Origin of the sequence: Flavobacterium sp. ENC (assembly GCF_020991415.1) — a bacterium.
Classification (GTDB): domain Bacteria; phylum Bacteroidota; class Bacteroidia; order Flavobacteriales; family Flavobacteriaceae; genus Flavobacterium.
In genome coordinates this window covers 14,234-37,234 of the sequence record NZ_JAJMOY010000006.1, presented here as the reverse complement: position 1 = coordinate 37,234, position 23,001 = coordinate 14,234, and the positions used below count along the sequence as shown (strand labels likewise).

The following is a 23,001-nucleotide window of genomic DNA, read 5'->3' as shown; positions in this document are numbered from 1 at the left end:
CATCATTTTAAATTTCAATTAAAAATTAAAATTAATATCCCTTTGAGATAAAACCTCGTGCTGCCGGATATTAAGACTATAAAACCTTGCCGCTCTGTGGGATACATCTTCTTCTTTTTCATTTGAATCATGGACGATTCCGGTCTGCAAAAGCTTTCTTCTAAAATTGGATTTATTTATTTCGATTCCGAGGATTTCTTCATACAGATTTATAACCTGCAGCAATGTAAATTTCTCCGGTAATAAATTAAATCCGACGGCACTTTTGCAGATATTCCGGCGTAATTCTTTTAAACTAAAATCCAGAATTATTTTATGTTTATCGTTTAAACCTGCAATTTCCCTAATACCAATCCATTTAACATCACTATTAGCAATAGTATCTTTGCTGCTATCTCTTTTCACCAAAGCATAATAAGCAATCGAAATATCTTCCTTCAATGAAGAAGAGGGCTGATAGCTAAATGCTTTTAACTGCTCTAAGAAAAATTGATCGCCTCCAATATAATTCTTCAGGATATTATGAGCCGTACTCAATATTGTTTCGCCTTTTTTAATGTAATCGCTGGCCAATTTCCAAGATATAATTCCCTCATGGTCTTGCTGTTTTACCAATAAAACTTTAAGGCTGTTGTTTTCAAAATTGAATATTACACAATCAATTTCTATTTTGTTTGTACTATATTGCCTGGCAATTTTTCTGATTTTTTCATCTCCCCTTTTCATAGAAAATAAATTTTAATGAATTACTTTTCTTCTGCCTAATCTCCTAATCTTCTACTATGTAAGGGTCTATTGTTATGATTGAACCATCTTCCAGGTAATCTATTTTGGTCACTTTCATACTTCGCAAATGCGTTACGCCTTTTGATAAACTCGAATCATGATAAAACAAATACCATTCATCTTCGACTTTACAAATAGAATGGTGCGATGTCCAGCCTACAACCGGATTCAAAATTCTACCCTGATACGTAAACGGCCCATACGGATTATCGCCAATAGCATAACAAATAAAATGCGTATCACCTGTTGAGTACGAAAAATAATATTTATCGTTGTATTTATGTACCCACGAAGCTTCAAAAAAACGACGATCGTTATCTCCGGCTAATAAAATTTTTCCGTTTTCATCCAGAATTTCAATCTCTTTTGGTTCTTCTGCAAATTCCAGCATGTCATCTTTAAGCAATGCCACAATTGGTCCTAAAGCAGGTTCATTTGCCAGAGGTTCTTCATGATTTACATCAAATTTATTGTTCCTGTATTTTTGAAGCTGGCCGCCCCAAATGCCGCCAAAATAAATATAATGTTTCCCATCAGCATCTTCAAAAACAGCAGGGTCAATACTATAACTTCCTTTAATAGCTTCCGGTTCAGGCAAAAATGGCCCGACAGGGGAATCACTTATCGCAACGCCAATCTGGAAAATTCCGTTAGCGCGTTTTGCGGGAAAATACAAATAGAATTTCCCGTTTTTACAGGCTGCATCCGGTGCCCACATTTGCTTTTCGGCCCAGGCCACATCATCAACATGAAGCGCAACTCCGTTATCAATAGTTTCAGCATTAATGTTTTCCATTGAAAAAACATGATAATCTTCCATTCCAAAATGATCACCGTTATCGTTAAACGGTATACCTGCATCAATATCATGCGACGGATAAATATAAATTTTGCCATTAAAAACATGTGCCGATGGATCTGCCGTATAAATATGAGAAACCAAAGGCTGAGAAATGGCTTTTTTATTAATTTGCTCGAAATTAATTTGTTCAGTACTATCTTCAGGCATAGTTGTATTGTGTTTTATAAAATAATTAAGTTCTTCTTTCTTTTAAATCTGTCTCTATCTGTACTTCCATTTTTTTATCGATTTTATAGAAAAACAATAGTGTAACGCCAATTAAAAAGGGTATTGCGGGAAAAATGCTTACCAGTAATTTGATTCCGTTTATGGCAAGACCGGTTTGGCTTGAAGCATTTGGCACATACTGAAAATACCCTAAAAACGAAGTCGTAAGAGCCCCGCCAATACTCAATCCGGCCTTTAAGCCCACCATCATGGCAGAGAAAATAATAGCCGTTGCACGACGGTTATTCAGCCATTCCGAATAATCAGCCACATCTGCAATCATCGCCCACAAAAGCGGAATCGTTATTCCGTAGAAAAAACCATGTAAAATTTGAGAGAAAAACATAAAACTGATTGCCGCTGCCGGAAAGAAATAAAATGCGATAATAAACAAGGTTGAAATGAATAAAAACAATCCGAAAATATTTCGCTTTCCGTATTTATCAGCCAGACTTTTAGATAATGTAATCCCCACAATCATGAAAATAATGCCGCCTGCATTAAACAATCCAAAACCGGCAGAAACAGGATCACTTCCAAAATAGTTCAATTTTAGTGCCGATAAAACATCCAAAACAGGCTGGATAAAAATCGCAAGCTGTTGTTTGTCTACATAATTTTCAAAATAATATACATAAGACCCGCCTTTCATTGCCAGAGTAATGAATACCAGTGTAGTAAGACTTAACATAATAATCCACGGTTTGTTTTTCATCAAATCGCTTAAATCTTCCTTAATGCTTGATTTTTGTTCCGGTTTTGGAATAATACGTTCTTTTGTAGTTAAAAATGTGATTAACAACATAATTGTTCCGATTACTGCCAAAACAGTCATTACCTTTTCGATACCAATGGCTTTGTCGCCGTTTCCGGCACTTTTAATAATGCCCAGCATAAAAACCTGAACAAAGAACTGGGCAAACATTACCGCCACAAAACGATAAGCGGACATACTGTTTCTCTCGCGCATATCGCCCGTTATAACCCCGCTTAAAGCTGAATAGGGTAAATTATTACTGGCGTAAAAAAGCAGCAATAACGTATAGGTGACAACAGCATAAATTACTTTTCCGTGATAAGAGAAATTTGGTGTTGTAAAAGCCAGTAAAGCGATGGCACCAAGGGGGATTGCGGTGATTAAAATCCAGGGCCTGAATTTTCCCCATTTAGTGCGGGTTCTGTCTGCCAAAACACCAATAATTGGATTAAATACAAAAGCAGCAATCAAACCTACGACCAGCATAATTATAGAAGAATCTGTTGGGGATAATCCGTAGATATCGGTATAAAAATAAGCGAGGTAAGTCATTAAGGTCTGGAAAACAAGATTTGCCGCTAAGTCCCCTAAACTGTATCCAATTTTCTCTTTAACAGATAATTTTTGTGAAATGTAATTCATTCTTGGTGTGGTTATTTTTTGGTTAGCTTTTCCTGCAGGGTTTCTTTTTTTTTTAACATTTCGTGAAAGAGAATCACATGCAGCAATCAACGTACTGTTAATTTCATCACATAGTGTTTATCTTCTTTAAAACGACAAAATCGATCAAAACAATCGGTTGTGTAAAATTATATAAAAAAAGAGAATTAGCAAGTCAAAATTTAATTATTTCATTATATAAAACAAAAAACGCATTCGGTTGTGTACTTCATAAAAAAAAGTGTATTTACCACAAATTTTTATTGTTTTATTTCTTTTAACTGAATTACGCTGTTATATGCTTTTTTGGGATTTAAGTTTTTATCAAATAACAAGGGGTAATTTGTCCTGCCTTTTACAGGCCAGTCGTTTAACCAGGACTGTCCATCGTGAACGCCCCAAAATGTAACGCGGCTAATTTTGTCTTTGTGTTTTAAAAATAATTTAAAAATAGCAGCATAACGTTCTGCCAGTTTATTTTGTACTGCATCCGGAAGCTTTTCAGGATACGGATTCATTTTAGGATCACCCTCAAAATTTTGGTTTACATCTGCACCGCTAAAATCTTTTGGATTTGGCAAAACGGAAATATCAAGTTCTGTAAAAGCAACCTTAATACCAAGGGCCGAATATTCCAAAATACTTTTTTCAATTTCTTCTAATGACGGATAATCTAATTTCCAGTGTGCCTGAATACCAACGCCGTCAATTTTACCGCCACCTGCTTTTATTTTCCTGATTAAAGCAATATTTCCTGCTCTTTTGGCCGGTTCTTCATTATTATAATCGTTGTAATATAAATCTACTTTTGGGTCTGCAGCGGCAGCGAGTTTAAAAGCATCTATAAGATATTGTTCGCCCAGTTTGTCCAGAAAAATTGATTTTCTTAACGTTCCGTCTTCGTTTAAAGCTTCATTCACCACATCCCACGAATCTACTTTGCCTTTGTATTTAGAAACAATCGTCTTAATATGATCTTTCATGAAAGCTTTCATTTCTGTGCTGTCCTTAATTTTTTGCATCCATGGCGCCAGCTGACTGTGCCAGATCAGGGTATGACCGTGAATAAACATTTTGTTTTTTTTACCATACGCTATAAATTTATCGGTAAGCGCAAAATCATATTTATCTTTAAAGGGATGTATAAACATCGACTTCATAATGTTTTCCGCTGTGATAGCATTAAACTCTTTTTTGATCAACGCATCTTCTTTGCTGTTTTTTTCTTCAATCTGATCTGCACTCAGGGCAGTTCCAATATAAAAATCATTTTTATAGCTTTCCTTTAAAGAAACAGGATCTTTTTCTTTTTGCGCATTACAGCTGTTGAAAACTAAGACAGACAAAAGCAGCAGAGAGTGGTTAAATAATCTCATGTTTATTGGTTTAAGTTAATATTTAGTATCTTTTACTTCGTAGAAAATCATTTACGTCAATTCTTTCAGTTTATAAGCGATACCCATTTCCAGCCCTCTTAATTCCGCAAGACCTTTTAGTCTTCCTGTCAGAGAATAACCGGGATAGGTTTCTTTTTCCTTATCAGCCTCATGCAAAAAGCCATGATCCGGACGCATTGGCAAACTTATTTTTCTGGTATTCATTAGCAGCAGGATTTTCTCGACAATCCTTTCCATTTTGGCATCACCGTTCAAATGTTCCGATTCCCTGAAAATAGTTTCGCTTTCGCGGAAGGTGTTTCGAAGATGTAAAAAGTGAATTCTATCTCCGAAATCATCGATAATTCTCTCCAGATTATTTTTCGGATCTGCCCCCAAAGAACCTGTACAATAACACAATCCATTCGAATTAAAAGGAACGGCATTTAAAATGGCTTTTATATCTTCTTCGGTAGAAACAATTCTGGGCAGGCCCAAAACTGAAAACGGCGGATCATCGGGATGTATGGCTAACTTAGCATCATATGCAGCAGCCACCGGCGCAACTTCTGATAAAAAATAAATCAGGTTTTCTCTTAGTTTTTCATTATTGATATGGGCATAATTATCTAATAAAGAGAGAATTTGTTCTGCCGTAAAATGGATTGTACTTCCCGGTAATCCCAGTAAAACATTCTTAAATAATAAGGCTTTTTCTTCTTCAGAAAGTTTATTTCCAAATTGTAATGCATTTTCTTTTTCCTTATCCGAATAATCATTTTCAGCATTGGGTCTTTTTAGCAGGAAAATATCAAAATAAGTAAATGCATCCTGGTTGTATAAAAGCGCTTTACTATCATCTTCATTACTAAAATTATGATCCGTTCGAACCCAGTCCAAAATTGGCATAAAATTATAGGTGATTATTTTAATACCGCAATCTGCTAAGTTTTTGATGCTTATTTTATAATTTTCAATGTATTGCAGATAATTTCCGGTCGCGCGTTTTATTTCTTCATGAACCGGCAAACTTTCAACGACTGTCCATTCTAAACCTGAATTTCTTACAATTTGCTGTCTTTCCTCAATGTTTTCAACAGTCCATATTTCACCGACAGGAATTTGATGCAAGGCCGTAACAATTCCGGTTGCTCCGGCTTGTTTTATATCTAATAAACTTACGTTGTCATTTGGTCCAAACCAACGCATTGTTTGCTGCATTTTTATCATACTGAGTATTTTTTTTAATCTCGCAAAGTCACAGGTTCTTAAAAACCAATACTATTTCCGCCATCAACAGGCAAAACGGTTCCGGTGGTGTATTTTGATTCGCTCAGGGCGAAATAATAAACGGCATCTGCAATGTCTGAGGGCTCTCCCAAAAAGCCCATTGGCGTTCTTCCCAGTACTTTATTTTTTCTTTCCGGATCATTATCAAGTGCTGCAGAAGACATTTTGGTTTTAATAAATCCCGGAGCGATGCAATTGACACGAATACCAAAAGGTGCCAATTCTACAGCCATTGCTCTGGTCATCGATTCGATCGCGCCTTTACTGGCCGAATATGCAATTACTTTTGGAATACCATATTGCGACGCCATTGAACTGATATTGACGATACTTCCTCCGTTATTTTCTTTCATGTTTTTCACAACGGCTTTACTAACAGCAAAAACACTCAAAAGATTGGTGTGAATTACAGATAAAAAATCTTCATCGGTAACGTCTGTGAATTCTTTTTTCAGATTGATTCCTGCATTATTGACCAAAATATCAATTGGATTTTCTTTGGTAATATTTTCGATCATTTCACCAATTCCCGCTATCTCATTCAGGTCATATAAAACCGGAACTGCATTTGGTCCAATTTCTTGGCAGGCATCTTCCGTTTTTTCTTTTGATCTTCCAATTATATAGGTTTTAATGCCGTTATCGCATAATTTTTTTGCTGTTGCAAATCCCAAACCTGAATTTCCTCCGGTTACAATTGCTGTTTTTATACTCATATTTTTTTTACTTTGAATATTAATTTCCTGGTGCAAAAGGAAATTTTAATGATTTAAAATAGTCTAAAGACTGTGTTGCTTTTTCAACGCCTAAAGGTAATTCCTTTCCTGAATATTGCTGAAAATAGAGCAAACACGCATCCCTCCACCATTTTGCTTCTTTATACTGAATTTCCAGCAACATCTGAACCTCCTTAAAACGTTCATCATCAACATATTTTTGCGATTTATTCCAAACGTTTTTCATTGCTGCAACCTGATTTACGCCTTCCTGATATTTCAAGGCCAGACCATTCCAAATTGTCTGACCATTTTTTAATTTATAATCCCAGGAAACATGATGAAACCATAACAAATCCTTTTCAGGACAGGTTTCGAGATTGTCAAACATTTTTTGAACTTCGGGAGCATATTGTGCGGTGGCATTAGTTCCTGTTTTGCAACGGTCGAAACCAATTCCGTTTGTATCGGCTTTGTGATAATACACCGGATTCCATTCCGGTCGTGACAAATTGGAAACCCACGGACCCGGACCATAATGATGCCCCGTGTCCATAATGTGATGCAAACCAAACGGTGTCATATAATTTACAACTGCTTCACGCGACTGAAGCATCATTTCTTTTACTGGTTTTACAAAATTTTCATCGTTTGAAAAAGTGCATCGCAGCCATTCCTCTGCAATGGTTTCTGAATCCAAGTACGGATTCCAGGCCAATCGCCCAAAGCCGTACCAGTTTGCCTGCGCAAAAGGATGTCCCGTCCAGTTTAAGTCATTACCGATATTCGAAACTCCTGCAATTCCGGTTAGTTTTGTTTTGTTGAAAGAGCCTTCAATAATTTTGGCAACCGTTGTACCTTTTCCTTTTTGATACGTATCTGATTCTAAAACTTCCTGAAATAATTTGGGCAGAAAAACGAGATGTGTGCTAAAACCCAAATATTCCTGAGTGATTTGAAATTCCATCATCAAAGGTGTTTTTGGCATCGCGCCAAACATGGGATGAAAAGGCTCACGAGGCTGAAAATCAATCGCTCCGTTTTTGACCTGAACAATTACATTCTCTTTAAATTTTCCGTCATAAGGCACGAATTCGGCGTAGGCCTGTTTGGCACGATCGTTTGCATCATGCTCTGAATAGACAAAAGCGCGCCACATAATAACACCTCCAAAAGGTGCTACGGCGTCGGCCAGCATATTGGCGCCATCGACGTGATCTCTGCCATAATTTTGCGGACCCGGCTGCCCTTCTGAATTTGCTTTTACCAGAAATCCTCCAAAATCCGGAATTCGTTTATAAATTTCTTTGGCTTTGTTTTTCCACCAATTGCTAACTTCCGGATCTTTGGGATCGGCTGTTTTTAAACCTCCAATTTCGATTGGTGCCGAGAATCGGGCCGTTAAATAAACTTTGATTCCGTACGGTCTGAAAACATTTGCTAAAGCCTCAACTTTTTCTAAATATTGCGGCGTCAGAATTAAAGCGTTTGCGTTTACGTTGGTTAACACCGTTCCGTTAATTCCTATTGATGCATTTGCGCGGGCATAATCAATATAACGCTGATCGATAAAATCAGGCAGTTTTTGCCAGTTCCATAACGAAAATCCGGCATAACCGCGTTCTACGGTTCGGTCTAAATTATCCCAGTGATTTAAGATTCTGATATTTGTTTTTGGTGAATCAGGAATATTCAAATTTGTGATCAATTTATTGGTTTGAATCAATCTCAGAAAACTGTAAACCCCATATAAAACCCCAATATCTTTTTTTCCTGTAATGATAATCTGTTTTTGATTTTTTATCGAAATGGATTTAATAATAAAACCTTCGTCATTTATTTGATCGAAATTTCCAATCTCTTTTTGAATTTCGGAAGTTAAAAATTCCCGTGAACCTATAATAATGTTATGATCTCCTGTAATAACCGGTTTGTTTTCAAATTTCTTCCCCAACATTTCATTCAAACCAAATTGCAGTTCTGTAAAGGCAATTTTTGCACTTTCCGATTTTTCCAAAGAAACAATCCCCTGAATAGTAGAAAGATATTGCGTTTTTAAATCAGCGTTATCAATCTTAGTGTATTGCAGCCATAATTTATAATCTTTTTGAGCTGATGAAGACCAGCACACTATAAAAAACAAGAAGACAGACTGGAGAAATTTATTTTTAAGATGTGTCATTTGGCTTTTCTGTCAATTTAATTTAAAGTACAAATCAAAAATTTTACTCAAAACCCTACTATTTAGCAAAAAAAGTGCTAAAAAAATATACTTTCAAAAAAAATTATCAAGTTGCAATCGGTTGTGCTAAAATACAAAAATAAGGGAATAAAAAAATAAAAATTGATTTTTTTTAATTTGGGAATCACTTTAAACAAATGCTGTAAAACATAACCAACGGTTTCAACCGTTGGACGCAGAATGATTATCGATATGTCTCCCAAGCCTGAAACCTTGGGCTATATGGAAAGAAATCAGAAGATTTGGAGAAAATTTGATATAAAAAAACCTGTTAATCGCAATTAACAGGTTTATATATAATTAAAAAGAGAACCTAAATCCTCTTAGAGGATTCACGCACAAGAACTTGTGTATTTAAAAACGTAATTTCTTTGGCATCTTCTTCCTTAACCGATTTCAGGTTTTTAATAATTAGTTCAGCTGCTGCTTTGCCCATTTTTTCAGCCGGATGCGTTATAGTTGAAATATTCGGTTCTATAATCTTAGAGATTGGATCGTCGTTAAAACCAATTACCGCGAAATCTTCCGGTATTTTAATTCCTCTTTTTTTAGCTGTCTGTACAGCACTTACAGCCAAAATATCTCCGGGCGCGAAAAGACCATCGGGACGCACCTTTAAATCAAATAATTGATTACAGGCCTTTACCCCATCTTCATAGGTCATTTCCTTTAAATTTATAATCAGCTTTTCATCAACAGGAAGTTCGTGCTCCAATAAAGCATCCATATATCCCCTTTTGCGCTCATTATAAAGTGTCCCGAATTCTGATCCCGCAGTTAAATGTGCAATTCTTTTGCAGCCTTGTTCAATAAGATGTTTTGTTGCTTTGTATCCCGCCAGGTAATTATTTATAACGACCCGAAACGTATCATAATCTCTCGGAACCCTGTCTACAAATACAAGGGGAATATTGTTATTGGAAAATTGTTTAAAATGAGCTGTATCCTTTGTCTCCATAGCAAGAGAACAGATCACTCCGCTTACTCTGTTACTATATAAGGATTTAGCCAGATTCACTTCCATTTCGTACGAATCATGCGACTGCATAATAATAACTGAATATTCAGATTTTTGAGCGGTAATTTCGATACCACTGATCAAAGAAGACAAAAAGGGCTGTGTTATGGTTGGAATTAAAATCCCAATAGTTTTTGATGTATTGCCACGCAAGCCTGCCGCCAGCGTATTGGGAACAAATCCCATTTCTTTCGCTGTCTGCTTCACCTTTTTAATGGTCTTATCACTAATAGTATGATGATCTTTTAAAGCCCGTGAAATTGTCGATGTCGCAAGATTAAGCTTCTCGGCAATGTCATATATCGTTACATGTCTGTGTTCTTCCATTACTTATAATACTAGAATCAGTAAATGTAATTATTTTAATGATACATCAATTCATTGTGCACGCATTTAGCACACTAAAATTGTTATTCTAAAATATTCAATGGAGAAGGATCAAAAATTATTGCTTGCAGCCCTATTCAAAACATATTTTTTTTATTATAAAAAATTATGTTTCTTTACACAATCGGTTGTTTGTTTACTTACTGTTATGCTGCATTTTAAAAATTGTAAAACCAAAAAGCTTATGAAATCACCAAAATCCGGATACCTGTTATTACTTTTTATTACGTTTTTTTGCTTTGGACAAGAAAAATCAGGAAAATTTTTATTTCAGAACCCTAACCTCTCTTTTGAAGAACGGGTAGATGATCTTGTGGGCCGGCTGACTCTGGAAGAAAAAGTTTCTCAAATGCTGAATGCATCTCCCGCAATTCCACGTCTTGGCATAATTGCTTACGACTGGTGGAATGAAACTTTACATGGTGTAGCACGGACTCCTTTTAAAACAACGGTTTACCCGCAGGCGATTGCCATGGCGGCGACATTCGATAGAAATTCTCTTTTTAAAATGGCCGATTATTCAGCTTTGGAAGGAAGAGCAATTTACAATAAAGCCTTAGAATTAAACCGAACAAATGAGCGTTATATGGGACTCACATACTGGACACCGAATATTAATATTTTTCGTGATCCGCGTTGGGGACGCGGTCAGGAAACCTACGGTGAAGATCCGTACCTGACCGGTATACTAGGCGATTCCTTTGTGAGAGGACTTCAGGGCGACGATCCTAAATACTTAAAAGCAGCGGCATGTGCCAAACATTATGCCGTACACAGCGGTCCGGAATCGTTGCGCCATACTTTTGATGTGGATGTAACGCCTTATGAGCTTTGGGATACCTATCTTCCTGCGTTTCAAAAATTAATAACAGGATCAAAAGTAGCCGGCGTGATGTGTGCTTACAATGCTTTCAGAACACAGCCGTGCTGCGCGAGTGACGTTCTGATGACAGATATTTTACGTAATCAATGGAAATTTGAGGGTTACGTAACCTCAGACTGTTGGGCAATTGACGATTTTTTTAAGAACCATAAAACGCATCCTGATGCTGAATCAGCTTCAGCAGATGCTGTTTTTCACGGCACCGATATTGACTGTGGTACGGATGCTTACAAAGCTTTGGTTCAGGCAGTAAAAAATGGAAAAATCAGTGAAAAACAAATAGACATTTCGGTAAAAAGACTTTTTATGATCCGATTCAGGCTCGGTATGTTTGATCCTGTTGCCATGGTCAGGTATGCACAGACACCTGCATCTGTTCTCGAAAGTCCCGAGCATGGTCAGCATGCGTTACAAATGGCCAGAGCATCAATGGTTTTACTACGCAATGAAAAAAATATATTGCCGCTGAGCAAAAAATTAAAAAAGATTGTAGTTCTGGGGCCTAATGCAGATAATGCTATTTCAATATTAGGAAATTACAATGGAACTCCCGGTAAATTGACAACGGTTTTAAATGGAATCAAAGAAAAACTGGGCAATAGTACGGAAGTTGTTTATGAACAGGCAATTAATTTTACCAATGATACTTTATTAGTCTATCAAAATCTGAAAAATCAATATCACTACGAAGGAAAAGCGGGGTTTAAAGCAGAATATTTTGACAATGTTGATTTATCAGGAAGTCCTGTTGCGGTAAGAACGGAACCGGAAATTAATAACTTTTGGCAGGAAGGCGAAGCTGTTCTGAAAAATATTAAGGCCAATCATTTCTCTGCGCGTTATACCACAAACTTTACTGCAGACAAAGACGGTTCTGTTACATTCGAACTTAGCGCTGATGACGGCTATCGTTTTCTAATTGATGGAAAAGAAGTCGTAAACGCCTGGAAAAAAAACAGATGGGGAGAAAAAACTTTTCAGTTAACGACCAAAAAAAATACAGTTTATAAGCTAGTTTTAGAATACTGGCAGGGCGAAGGAAAAGCAAACGTAGCCTTACGCACCGGAAATTTTGTAAAAACTGATTTTGCGAAATTAACGGACCGAAACAAAGATGCCGATGCTTTTATATTTGTCGGAGGCATATCACCTCAACTTGAAGGAGAAGAAATGCCGGTTAATTTTCCGGGCTTTTCCGGTGGTGACCGTACTTCTATTCTGCTTCCTGAAGTACAAACTCAATTAATGAAGGCACTAAAAAGCTCAGGAAAACCAGTTGTTTTTGTAATGATGACAGGAAGTGCCATTGCAATTCCGTGGGAAGCAGAAAACATTCCTGCAGTGCTGAATGCGTGGTACGGCGGTCAGGCGACAGGAACTGCAGTAGCCGATATTCTGTTTGGAGATTATAATCCGGCAGGAAGACTGCCTGTCACTTTTTACAAAAGCGATTCAGACTTGTCTTCGTTTGTTGATTACAGTATGGACAACAAAACGTATCGCTATTTTAGGGGGATGCCCCTTTTTGGTTTTGGATATGGTTTGAGCTATACTTCTTTTAAATACGATCAGTTAACTATTCCTTCTAAAATAAAAAAGAATGAAATTGTTCCGGTGTCGGTAAAAATAACCAATACCGGCAAAACAGAAGGCGAAGAAGTGGCCCAATTGTATATCATCAATCAGAATCCGTCTGTAAAAGCACCACTGAAAAGTCTAAAAGGATTTGAACGTTTTAATTTAAAACCAGACGAAAGCAAGACCATCACTTTTAATCTGTCCCCTGAAGACCTTTGTTATGTGACTGCCGAAGGAAAGTTAAAGCAATACGAAGGTAAAGTTAAACTTACTGTTGGCGGTGCTCAGCCAGATGAAAAAAATCCAATAAAAAGTAACATCCTGTCCCAAATTATTGAAATAGAGAACTAAGCAGGTATGACATCCTGTTAAGAACCAATTTATAATTTCAAATTGCGTCCGCAATGCGGACGCAATTAAGCTGAACGAAATACAAGCTTATCCTGTCCGTTGATAAGCTGTAAGAAGAAAAATCTATATCGCTGAAATCATGAAAAACAATGGGAACCACTGCAATTATGCACATCTCCCGTGGATTCTCCAATTTTTGAACTTTTGTTATTTAAAGATTGTTAATTCATAATTATTATAGCGCAGTTAGCACACCGCCATCTACTCTGGTAACTGCTCCGTTGGTTGCTGAGGATAAAGGACTGCAGAGATACACTGCCATGTTAGCGATTTCAGAAGGATTAATAAAACGCTGAAGAAGTGAGGTTGGATTGGTATTTTGTATAACAAGTTCTTTCATTTGTGCCTCTGACAGCTGTTGTGCCCTGGCAATCCGTGACACCACCTCTGCAACACCATCGGAATACGTAGGCCCTCCTACGATAGAGTTAACCGTAACCTGAGTATTTTTTGTGAGTTTGGAAAGGCCGTTGCTAATGGAAAGCAAAGCGGTTTTGGTCATTCCGTAATGGATCATGTTCTCTGGAATATTGACTCCGGATTCACTGCTGATAAACAGCACCCTGCCCCAGCCTCTTTCCATCATTTTTGGGAACAATACTCTTGAGAGCCTGATGCTGCTCATGACATTAATCTCAAATATTGATAACCATTGCTCATCTGTAATGTCTATAAAATCCCTGAGTTCAAAAACCCCAACATTATGAATCAGAATATCCACCTGTGGCAAAGTGCCTATTAAAGCATTAACCTGCTCCACATCTGAAAAATCAGCAGCTATACCCAACACTTCTGCCTGCGGTATTTCTTGCCTGAGTTTTTGAATAGCGGCATCGATTTTAGCCTGGTTTCTACCGTTTATGATAACAGTGGCACCTTCAGCAAGAAGCTGTTGGGCAATGGCATAACCTATGCCCTGAGTAGAACCGCTGATAAAAGCGGTCTTTGACTGTAATTGTAAATCCATTATATATTATTTTGTATTGATTACTACAAAAATGATCTTGAAAAGATCTGCTGCTGTCACTATTCAATAAAAACAGGTTAATTTATTTTGTATTGATTGTTACAAAAAAAAATAAAAAAAACTTAGCTCAATATACTAAGCTGCATTTCTATTTGGGCTTTAAGAATTGTATTGTCGGGATACATACGTCTTGTCGCATTAAATCCGTTCCAGAAGGTTATTAAGTAACGTCCCAGAATCTCTGCGTTGGTCTTATTTTTCATGATTCCGTCCTTTTGCGCTTTAGCAATGACAGCCGTATACATTTGTTCCACTTCTTTTAAAACCTTTACTGCTTCTTTCTCCAGCAACTCATCTACAAAAGTCATCTCTGTAACCGTATTAACAATCAGACAGCCCTGCAAGTGGGTCTGTTTGTCAGAATCCGCCAGCGAGCGGTAAAAATCTTTAATCACTTCAAGTGGCGCTGCACTTGCATCAACGATGGCCTTAAACTCGGCGAAAGCTTCTCTTCTCTGTTGAATAGCCCTGGAAAACAATTCCTTTTTGCCTCCTTTGAAAGTATTATAAAAACTGCCGCTTCCAATCTGCATGGCTTTTAGCAAATCTTCCAATGAAGTTGCCGTATACCCTTTCTGCCAGAAAACATGCTGTGCCTTTTCCAGCAGTTCCTGTTCTTTAAAAATCGTAGGCCTTCCTCTCATAACAGCATTATTGTATTGATCGATACAAAAATAAAATCTTTCTTTTAAAAACCAAGATTTTTTAATGCTTTTTTTTTAAAAACACACAAGTATCTTGCTATCCCCGTTTTAGATCTGAAAATCATCAAAACGCCTTTTTTTAAGGATTTTTGAATCACGGATGCAAAAAACCCGCCTTTTACAATGAAAAGACGGGCCGTCCATAAAAACATAATCTTCCAATTTTATGCTTCTATTTATTTTTGATGTATTTGTATGTTATTTTTAATGAGGTTCATGATCATTGCGTTTACCTAATTGCTGTACTGAGCTGAACAGTATTCCGATATTTATTTAAAAGAGCCGCCCGGCAAGGCAGCTCTTTTTAGTCTGCAAATTCGTTAACTAATTCAAATTCAAAGAAACGTAAGTTTTCTTTTAAGACTATTAAAATTAAAGTGAAGAATTGCCGTTCTTTTATCGCTAAATGCTATTTTGACGCATTTTGAGCTGTTTTAGGCTGCATTACAACCTCGACTTTATCAGCGCCCGGTACTACTTCTCCTGCATATTTTTTTATATCTTTTACCGAAATGCTCTTAATTAATTTCTCATATTCAGTATTGCTTATGAATTTATCATTTGTCTTTAGCTGATCAACAATAGTATTCATCCAATACGAATTTGACTTAATGTTCTGCTGATTGCTTTTTATCAAATCTTCTTTTATGTCTGATAAATCTTTATCTGAAACATTATTTTTGACAATATTATCAAGCTCGGTATAGACAATTTGCAGCAGTTTGCTGTCTTTTTCAGGATTACAGTCAAAGCTTACACGAAGAGAAAAAACCGGAGATGGATTTTTAGACAATGAACTCTCCGTTTGCACTCCATAACTTCCTCCCTCGTCTTCTCTGATTTGATCCAAATAGCGTTTGTCTAATAATTGGGAAAGCATGTATGCCATAATCTGGTTTTTCACTGAAAATGTTACATTTTTATTTTCCAGATGCACATAAATACTAGTTTTAGGAACACTCATTTCCCTGATCAGTTTTTCTTTAGAAAATCCTTTTGCCGTTCCAATTTTATGACCCGTAAAGTTTTCCTGAGTTTGAGTTCCCGGGAGATTTCCTAAGTATTTATTGATGGCTGCAAGATCACTTTGAGCAATATTTCCAACAAAAACAAAAGTAAAATCAGAAGCATTAGAGATACGTTCTTTGTAAATTTCAGAAGCATCATCAAATTTTAATTCTTTAAGATTTTCTTTCTTTAAAAGAAAAGTCCGCTTGCTGTGATTACTATCTAATAAAGCGATAGAATCACCAAATATTTTACTGTTATTTTCCGTTACGTTTTCGAGTGCATTGCTGTAGTAATCGATAATCCGCTTGTAGGCCTGAGTTTCAAATCTTGGCTTTTTAAAGTACAAATAGGTTAGCTGTAAAAGCGTTTCTAAATCTTTTTTTACGGCACTTCCGCTAAAACCTTCATAGTAATCTCCAATATACGGACTCACTTTAACTGTTTTCCCGGAAAGCTGTTTTTGTAAGTCGGTCACTTTAAAATCTCCTAAACCTGAATTTTTAGCCAAAGCGGCTGCAATTTGGGACGATCCTAAATCTTTTTCCGGCAATACCGAAATTCCACCCGGACTAAAAGCAGAAAACAGAATCTGATCTTGTGCTAAAGCTGTTGGATAAATAATTACTTTGGCGCCGTTTTCTAAAACAAATCCTTTTGCTTCTTTGATTCCTTTAAGTTCAAATTTTTTCGAAATTGGCTTCATGGTAAGTTGGTCCGTCACCAAATCGGCTTTTGCAATTGTTTCAGTGTAAGGTTCTAACTTTTGCTCTTTTATTTTTTTTATTGCTGATGTATAATCCGTTTCCGCAGGATACGTTACATTTTCTTTTTCTGGTCCTGAAACCGTTAAAACCTGATTGTTTTCTGTTGGAAGAGCACGAAACACATTATTGATTTCAGTAAGATCCATTTTAGCCAAAGTCATTTTTACGAATTCGGCCTCATCTTCCAAACTCATCACCGGCGAAGCTTCTAAAAAGTAATTCTGCAATTGCGATGCCCAGCTTTCGTTACTGATTTTATCTTTGTTTTTTAACTGATTTTCATAACCTGTTCGCATATTTTCTTTCACACGATCCAGTTCTTCTTTCGTAAAACCATTTTGAATGGCTCTCTCATATTCTGTGTAAGCCTGTTGAAAAGCTTCCAGCAATCTTCCGTTTTTAGGATTTATGGTCAAAGTAAAAAAGGACGTTAATCGTGTTAAACCTGAATAACTTAAACCTGCTCCCAACAAAGCAGTTTCATTATTTACGGCATACTCCCTAAAACGATTATTCATCATTTGTAAAGCCAATTGTTCTGCAATACTATTTTCAAATGCTGCAAGATCCTGAACGTCCTTTTTTTTCTTTTTAAAGTTTAATGCGATAGAAGTTTTCTGCGCTTCTTTGTCTACCGCCAGTTTGTACAAAAGTTTTTCATTATCCGGGATGGATTCATAAGTACGTGCTGCATAATTTGAAGGCATAATAATTGAACCCATTATTTTCTTTACCTTCTCTTCTATTTTTGCCGGATCTATATCTCCTACAATAATTACTGCCTGATGGTTTGGCAGGTACCATTTTTTATAATAATCTCTTAGTTGCTGGTACTTGAAATGATCTATAAGATCCATATCACCCAAAACATCTCTTTTTGCGTATTTTGAACCGTTGTAAATGACAGGTTCAAGCTGCGATCCTATTCTTAAATCGGCATTTCTTCTTGTACGCCATTCTTCGTGGATTACACCTCTTTCAGCATCAATTTCGGTGTCTTTTAAGGATAAAAAACCGGACCAATCGTGTAAAACATATAAACATGAATCTAACAAAGCGGGATTTTTAACCGGTACATTACTTAAATTGTAAACTGTTTCATCATGTGCTGTATAGGCATTGATGTCCCGCCCAAAGGTAACACCGTGTTTGGCCAGCATATTGATCATGCCTTTTCCTTTAAAATGTTCTGTTCCGTTAAAAGCCATGTGCTCCAGAAAATGTGCTAATCCGTTTTGATTATCATCTTCTAAAATAGCTCCAACATTCTGAACAAAATAAAAATCGGCTCTTTCTTGTGGCCATTCGTTATGCAGAATAAAATATTGCATTCCGTTCGGTAAAGTCCCGTGTACCACATCTTTTCGTAACGGAATTGTGGTTTTAAACTGCGCTGACATTTGGGTTAAGCCCAAAAGTAGAAAATGCACCAGAAATATATATTTTTTCATTTTGTTGCTATAAATGTTCTTTTTGATTGATTTTTTCTGATTAACTTAATTGGATAAGCGTTTTTTGCTGTTCATTTGAAAATTTTAGAAAAACCTCAAATAACAGTCTCATTAATTTGCTTACCTGAACGCGGATGAAACAGATTCGCTTTGCGAAAACACGGATTGAAACGGATTTTAACATCTGTGTTTATCAGTATTTTCACGATAGCGAATCCGTAAAATCAGCGTCTAATATTATTGATGATCAATTATTTATATTACATCCAGTCCGGACGGTCTGCTCCTTTTAGGTAATAATCAAAATATTGCTGCATTTTGTTTGTCCAGTCTTTTCTGTTTGCGGCATCTTCAAGGGTATGACCTTCTTTTTTGTAGTTCACCAATACAGCCGGTTTTCCTAAACGACGAAGTGCAAAAAACAAAGATTGTCCTTCCTGATAAGGCACCGCGCGGTCATTATCATTGTGAAAGATAAGTACCGGTGTTTTGATATTTTTTGCTGCAAAAAGGGGTGAATTTTTAATGTATCCGTCAAGATTTTCATGCATAGCACTTCCCATACGCAATTGGTCGGCCTCATATTTAAACATTGTAGAAATACCATTTGATCTCATAATTGGATAATTGGCAGTAAAATTGCTTACGCCCGAGGCAACAATAGCACAAGTAAAAATATCGGTTTTAGTTATTAGGAAAGAAGTTTCGTAACCGCCAAAACTGTGTCCCTGAATTCCTATTTTCCCTTTTTCGGTAATGCCTTGTGAAATTAAATAGTCAACCCCGCTAACAACATCATTGTAAACGCTGTTTCCAACTTCACCATAAACATAATGTACATCGGGCTGAAAAACAATATAACCTCTGCTTACGTATGTTGGAATATTAATGTTTGCAGTGCTGACTTCAGGCAGCTGGTACGCATTGAACTCCTCGGTATGTTTTTCGTAAAAATGAACTACTACAGGATATGTTTTTTTACTGTCGTAGTTGTCCGGAAGATATAGATTTCCCTGATTTTCTTTTCCGCTGAAGCTTTTCCATGTCAATACTTTCGAAGTACCCCAGGCAAAGTCTTTTTGCTGTGGATTGATATCGGTAATTTTGGATTGTGAGCCAAAACCAGAAGTTCCCCACCATAAATCCGGAAAAGTTGTATAACTTTCTTTTGTAAATAAAACACTAGAGTTATCACCAGAAACTGCTTCAATCCGAACATTATAATTTGGGCTGGAAAATACTTTGTCTACCGAATTATTGTTGATTAACTTGTAAACACCTTTTGATTTATGCTCAAAGTCAAAACCAATCAAAGTAATTGCTTTTTTCTGATCCAAATTGCCCATAAAACCTGTTTCGTTACAGCGTAATTCGACATTGTTTTTTCTTCCGTATCCCTGAGTTACGGAATACGCAGGTTTTTGATTCGTTAGATCGATCGCCCACAAATCAAATTGATCGTATAAAACTACCGTATTTCCATTGTTTAGCCAGCCGGCAATTCCGTATGCTGTGTTAAGATTTGCCATATCTACATTAGGATTTGAAACAGGAAAAGGAATTTGTTTACTAATGTTTTTAAATTTCATAGAAGCAGTGTCAAAAACCATCCATTCTTTTTGTTTTTCATCATCTAAAATAGCATACGTTCCTTGTGTATTCCATGATGGACTTCCAAAAACTCCTGTTAGTACTTTTATAGATTTTCCAGTCGAAGCATCGATCCAGTAAATATCGTTACGCTCATTAAAAGTCCAGTCTACTTCTACCTTATACGGTTTTTTATCGATAGCAAAAAGACCTTTAAAATCACCCGATTCCGGTACAATTACCTGATCAAATTCTCCCGCCGCAGCTACTTTAATCACTTTATTGTTTTTGATATCATAAAGAAACTTGGGTTCACTGGGCAGTATTTTTGAATTTCGAAGCATTTCCTGTCTGCGCTCCAGACTTCCCTGGTCGTATTTCCAGATTTCAACTCCCGATTTTGGAATTTGTGTATTTTCCTGACGCTTGTTTCCAAAAACTTGCAACTGAATATAATTCGTATTCTCAGTCAATCCATAAGCTGTTTTTGAAATAGAATAGTCGGAATCATTTAGTTTAACGTCGTCGTAATTAAATATCAATTTAACAGAATTGTCTTTCAAACTAAAGTAATATACCAAATTAAAATCTGCACTGTTGGTTCCTTTCAAAGTAAAACTCCCGCCATCTTCTTTTCCATTTAACTGAAAATCGCCAAAATCAGCTGCTTTTCCAGTGTAAACAGTTTGCTGTTTGCCGCCTGGAACCCCTTGTTTCAGATATACCTGATCCTTTTCTATCTGTACATAAATAATTGCGTTGTTCTTTAAAAAATGAGATGATTTTATATTGTTTACAGAAATGCTGTCGTTCGTTTCTATGTTGTAACAAACCAAACGCTGCAGAAAAAAATCTCCTTTTACAGCTTCAGGACGTGTATAATATAAAATATCTGTTCCTTCAAGAGCATTGGTATAATGTTTGGATTTCCAAAGCTTTTTTACGCCTGTTTTTAGGTTTTGCAAAAGCGTACTGTCGTTTTTGCTGTACTGAATCCAGTCTTTTTTTCCAATGAATTTTAAATCGCTGACATTATTCAACACCAGGCGTTTTCCTTTTGGAGTTTCCTGAATAATGATTTGCTTATCGTTTTCTTTTTCCTCATCCTGAAATACAGTGCTGTACGACATCCACTTACCATTATAAGATAACGATTTGCTGCCAATTCTTTTCCATGATTCGTAGGCCGATTCGTCAACTGTTTTTTTCTGTGCAGATAAACTGTGTATACCCATTGAAAGTATACACAGTAAAACTATTTTTTTCATATTTTTTTTATTTTCAAAAAGAAATTATTCTTTCTTTAAAGCATTAATAACATTTGTAAGCTCGTCTACAAGCTGCCCGGGATTTCCCGAATATCCTTCTGATGTAAATCGAATCTGGCCGTTTTTGATTACTACTTTTCTCGGAATCCCGCTTGATTTAAAAATGGCTGCATATTTAGAAAACGATTCATTGTTTGTTCCGCCGCCTTTTTTCACAAGGTCAAAATAAGTATCAAGCTTTAAACCTTTTTCTTTTAAATAGGCCAATGCCTCTTTTTTATAGCCTTCTTTGGTTTCCTGAGTGCTTATAAAATAAACTTCAACCTGTTTGTCCTCTTTAAAATTTGTTACCAGTTGCTGCATCGCCGGAAATGCTTTTTTGCAGGGTCCGCACCAGGTTGCCCAAAAATCAATTACAATGATTTTTCCGTTGTCTAAAGCCAATTGTTTTTCTTTTCCGTCTGCCGTCTGCACTTTAATTGTTGGCGCGGGAACCGGATTCATAAGAACGATTTTTTCTTCAGAATTGTTTTCTTTCTTCAACTGTTCTAAATAGGCAGGAAAATCACTTTCTTTTTTTCCTTCTTTTAAGTAAGCTTCTTTTAGTTTAGCTGTTAATCCTTCAGATAATGTATTAGCTCTTGCTGCAATTTTTAAAACTTCAATAACTGGTTTGTTTAAAGCTTCAAGTGCTCTTACGTGAATATCATTCACACTTGCTTTTTCGTAACGTTTTTGAAACGGCAGTAATTCAAAAGTCTCTAAAACTTCTTTGTACTTTTTCAACATATCATACATACGAATCTGAATCACTAACTGATCGTTAAGTCTATCCTTAGCATTTTCAGTGGCCTGATTTGGTGACCAGTAAATTCCCTGCATGTAGGACAGGTCGTTTACTTTTTGCTGCATCTGCTGAATCATTGGTACCGCCATGGTTTCTATTGTTGCCGGATCAACTATCTTTAAATACAAAGCTTTTGAAATATTCTGATGGTACGCATCATTCAGGTTAGCAAAATTCATGGTTGGAATTAAAGCTAAAACACTGTTATAGTCTTTGGTCTCAAAATAATATCCAAATTGCGTTTTTACAATGTTATCATAGATATACTTTTGCGAATCCGGTACATCAGAAGTGTATGGAAAATCAGCTAAAAACTGAGTTATAACTTTGTTTTTCTCCGGAGCATCTGCAATTGGCATAATTTTCTGATATGCTTTAAAACGCATAAAAGCTCCTTTTGGAAATTGTTTTTGAATGACGGTTTCAAGAGAATCCGCTTTTGGTTTATCTTTAAGATCAAATAAATATAAACTGTGCACTTTTAGAAAAACTTCTTCAGGCTGACCGTTCATTTTCTTTACAAAATCTCCTAAAAAACGGTGTCCTAATTCATCAAATTTCTCCGGTTTCTGAACTTTTAAAATCTTGATATAAGTATCAATGAATTTCGGGAAGTTTTCACCATGATCTGCAACTTCTTTTTTCAACCAATATTCTGAAGCGTCTCCGTTTATTGTAAAATCTTTAAAATAACCGTTAAACTGACTGTTGAAATCTTTGTTTCTAAAAGTTGCCCAGGCCAAATCTGCTCCCGGCATTTTTACTTTTGGCTCTTTAAAAACAACCAAAAGATAACCGGTGTCCTGTCCGGAATCTGTAACTAAACCGTTATCTGTATTTCCATAAAATCGGAAAGCCATAAAACCGCAATTTTTAGGAACAGTGTATTCTACATTCCAGGCAGTACCGTTTTTCTTCATTTTAAGATCTTCGATTTCCCATCTGTAATCGTTAAAAACATAGGCATAACCGTTGATTTCTTTGATGCTTTCCAGCGGTCCGCCTTTTGCTTCATAAGTCATGCTCATCGTTAATCCCGGGATTGGCACATCCGCCATTCCTTTTAATCTTAACTTTGTTTCCTGGCTTGTAACGTGTAAGGTAAAGGCGCAAAAGGCCAGTACCAAAAATTTGATATTTACTATTTTCTTTAACATTGCTGTATT

General features: G+C 36.4%; 14 protein-coding genes. 1 reads left to right on the top strand and 13 read right to left on the bottom strand.

Annotated features, from left to right (window positions below; all coding sequences use genetic code 11):
• Positions 1-18 precede the first annotated feature (18 nt).
• From LPB89_RS16275 to LPB89_RS16240, 8 genes are all read right to left on the bottom strand, one after another.
• Positions 19-726 carry an NUDIX hydrolase gene (locus tag LPB89_RS16275; protein WP_230702747.1) on the bottom strand — a complete coding sequence of 236 codons (708 nt, stop codon included), beginning with the start codon at positions 724-726 and terminating at the stop codon, positions 19-21.
• 43 nt (positions 727-769) lie between these two features.
• Entirely contained in the window at positions 770-1,795 is a 1,026-nt protein-coding gene (locus tag LPB89_RS16270; RefSeq protein ID WP_230702746.1) for a glycoside hydrolase family 43 protein, read from the bottom strand.
• A 25-nt stretch (positions 1,796-1,820) separates the two neighbouring features.
• Positions 1,821-3,254: an MFS transporter gene (locus LPB89_RS16265; protein ID WP_230702745.1), complete on the bottom strand. Its 1,434-nt coding sequence runs from the start codon at positions 3,252-3,254 to the stop codon at positions 1,821-1,823.
• Between the two features lie 278 nt (positions 3,255-3,532).
• Positions 3,533-4,648 (bottom strand): endo-1,4-beta-xylanase, encoded by a 1,116-nt coding sequence (locus LPB89_RS16260; protein ID WP_230702744.1) that lies wholly within the window; start codon positions 4,646-4,648, stop codon positions 3,533-3,535.
• Between the two features lie 51 nt (positions 4,649-4,699).
• Entirely contained in the window at positions 4,700-5,869 is a 1,170-nt protein-coding gene (uxuA, locus tag LPB89_RS16255; protein ID WP_230702933.1) for a mannonate dehydratase, read from the bottom strand.
• Between the two features lie 47 nt (positions 5,870-5,916).
• On the bottom strand, positions 5,917-6,654 hold the full coding sequence (locus LPB89_RS16250) for an SDR family NAD(P)-dependent oxidoreductase (protein WP_230702743.1): 738 nt from the start codon (positions 6,652-6,654) through the stop codon (positions 5,917-5,919).
• 19 nt (positions 6,655-6,673) lie between these two features.
• A complete protein-coding gene (locus LPB89_RS16245) occupies positions 6,674-8,836 on the bottom strand; it encodes an alpha-glucuronidase family glycosyl hydrolase (RefSeq protein WP_230702742.1) in 2,163 nt (720 codons plus the stop codon).
• 373 nt (positions 8,837-9,209) lie between these two features.
• Positions 9,210-10,241, bottom strand: a complete 1,032-nt coding sequence (locus LPB89_RS16240) for a LacI family DNA-binding transcriptional regulator (RefSeq protein ID WP_230702741.1) — start codon at positions 10,239-10,241, stop codon at positions 9,210-9,212.
• Positions 10,242-10,485: 244 nt separating this feature from the next.
• Between LPB89_RS16240 and LPB89_RS16235 the strand changes: the two genes are divergently transcribed.
• Positions 10,486-13,113: a beta-glucosidase gene (locus tag LPB89_RS16235; protein WP_230702740.1), complete on the top strand. Its 2,628-nt coding sequence runs from the start codon at positions 10,486-10,488 to the stop codon at positions 13,111-13,113.
• Positions 13,114-13,348: 235 nt separating this feature from the next.
• Here LPB89_RS16235 and LPB89_RS16230 read toward each other — a convergent pair whose 3' ends face one another.
• The 5 genes from LPB89_RS16230 to LPB89_RS16210 form a co-directional block, all read right to left on the bottom strand.
• Positions 13,349-14,140 (bottom strand): SDR family NAD(P)-dependent oxidoreductase, encoded by a 792-nt coding sequence (locus LPB89_RS16230; RefSeq protein WP_230702739.1) that lies wholly within the window; start codon positions 14,138-14,140, stop codon positions 13,349-13,351.
• Positions 14,141-14,262: 122 nt separating this feature from the next.
• Positions 14,263-14,844, bottom strand: coding sequence for a TetR/AcrR family transcriptional regulator (locus LPB89_RS16225; protein WP_230702738.1), 582 nt, complete (start codon positions 14,842-14,844; stop codon positions 14,263-14,265).
• A gap of 469 nt (positions 14,845-15,313) precedes the next feature.
• Positions 15,314-18,130: a pitrilysin family protein gene (locus LPB89_RS16220; protein ID WP_230702737.1), complete on the bottom strand. Its 2,817-nt coding sequence runs from the start codon at positions 18,128-18,130 to the stop codon at positions 15,314-15,316.
• Positions 18,131-18,390: 260 nt separating this feature from the next.
• Positions 18,391-20,988 (bottom strand): S9 family peptidase, encoded by a 2,598-nt coding sequence (locus LPB89_RS16215; protein WP_230702736.1) that lies wholly within the window; start codon positions 20,986-20,988, stop codon positions 18,391-18,393.
• 24 nt (positions 20,989-21,012) lie between these two features.
• Positions 21,013-22,992: a TlpA disulfide reductase family protein gene (locus tag LPB89_RS16210; protein ID WP_230702735.1), complete on the bottom strand. Its 1,980-nt coding sequence runs from the start codon at positions 22,990-22,992 to the stop codon at positions 21,013-21,015.
• Positions 22,993-23,001: the final 9 nt, after the last annotated feature.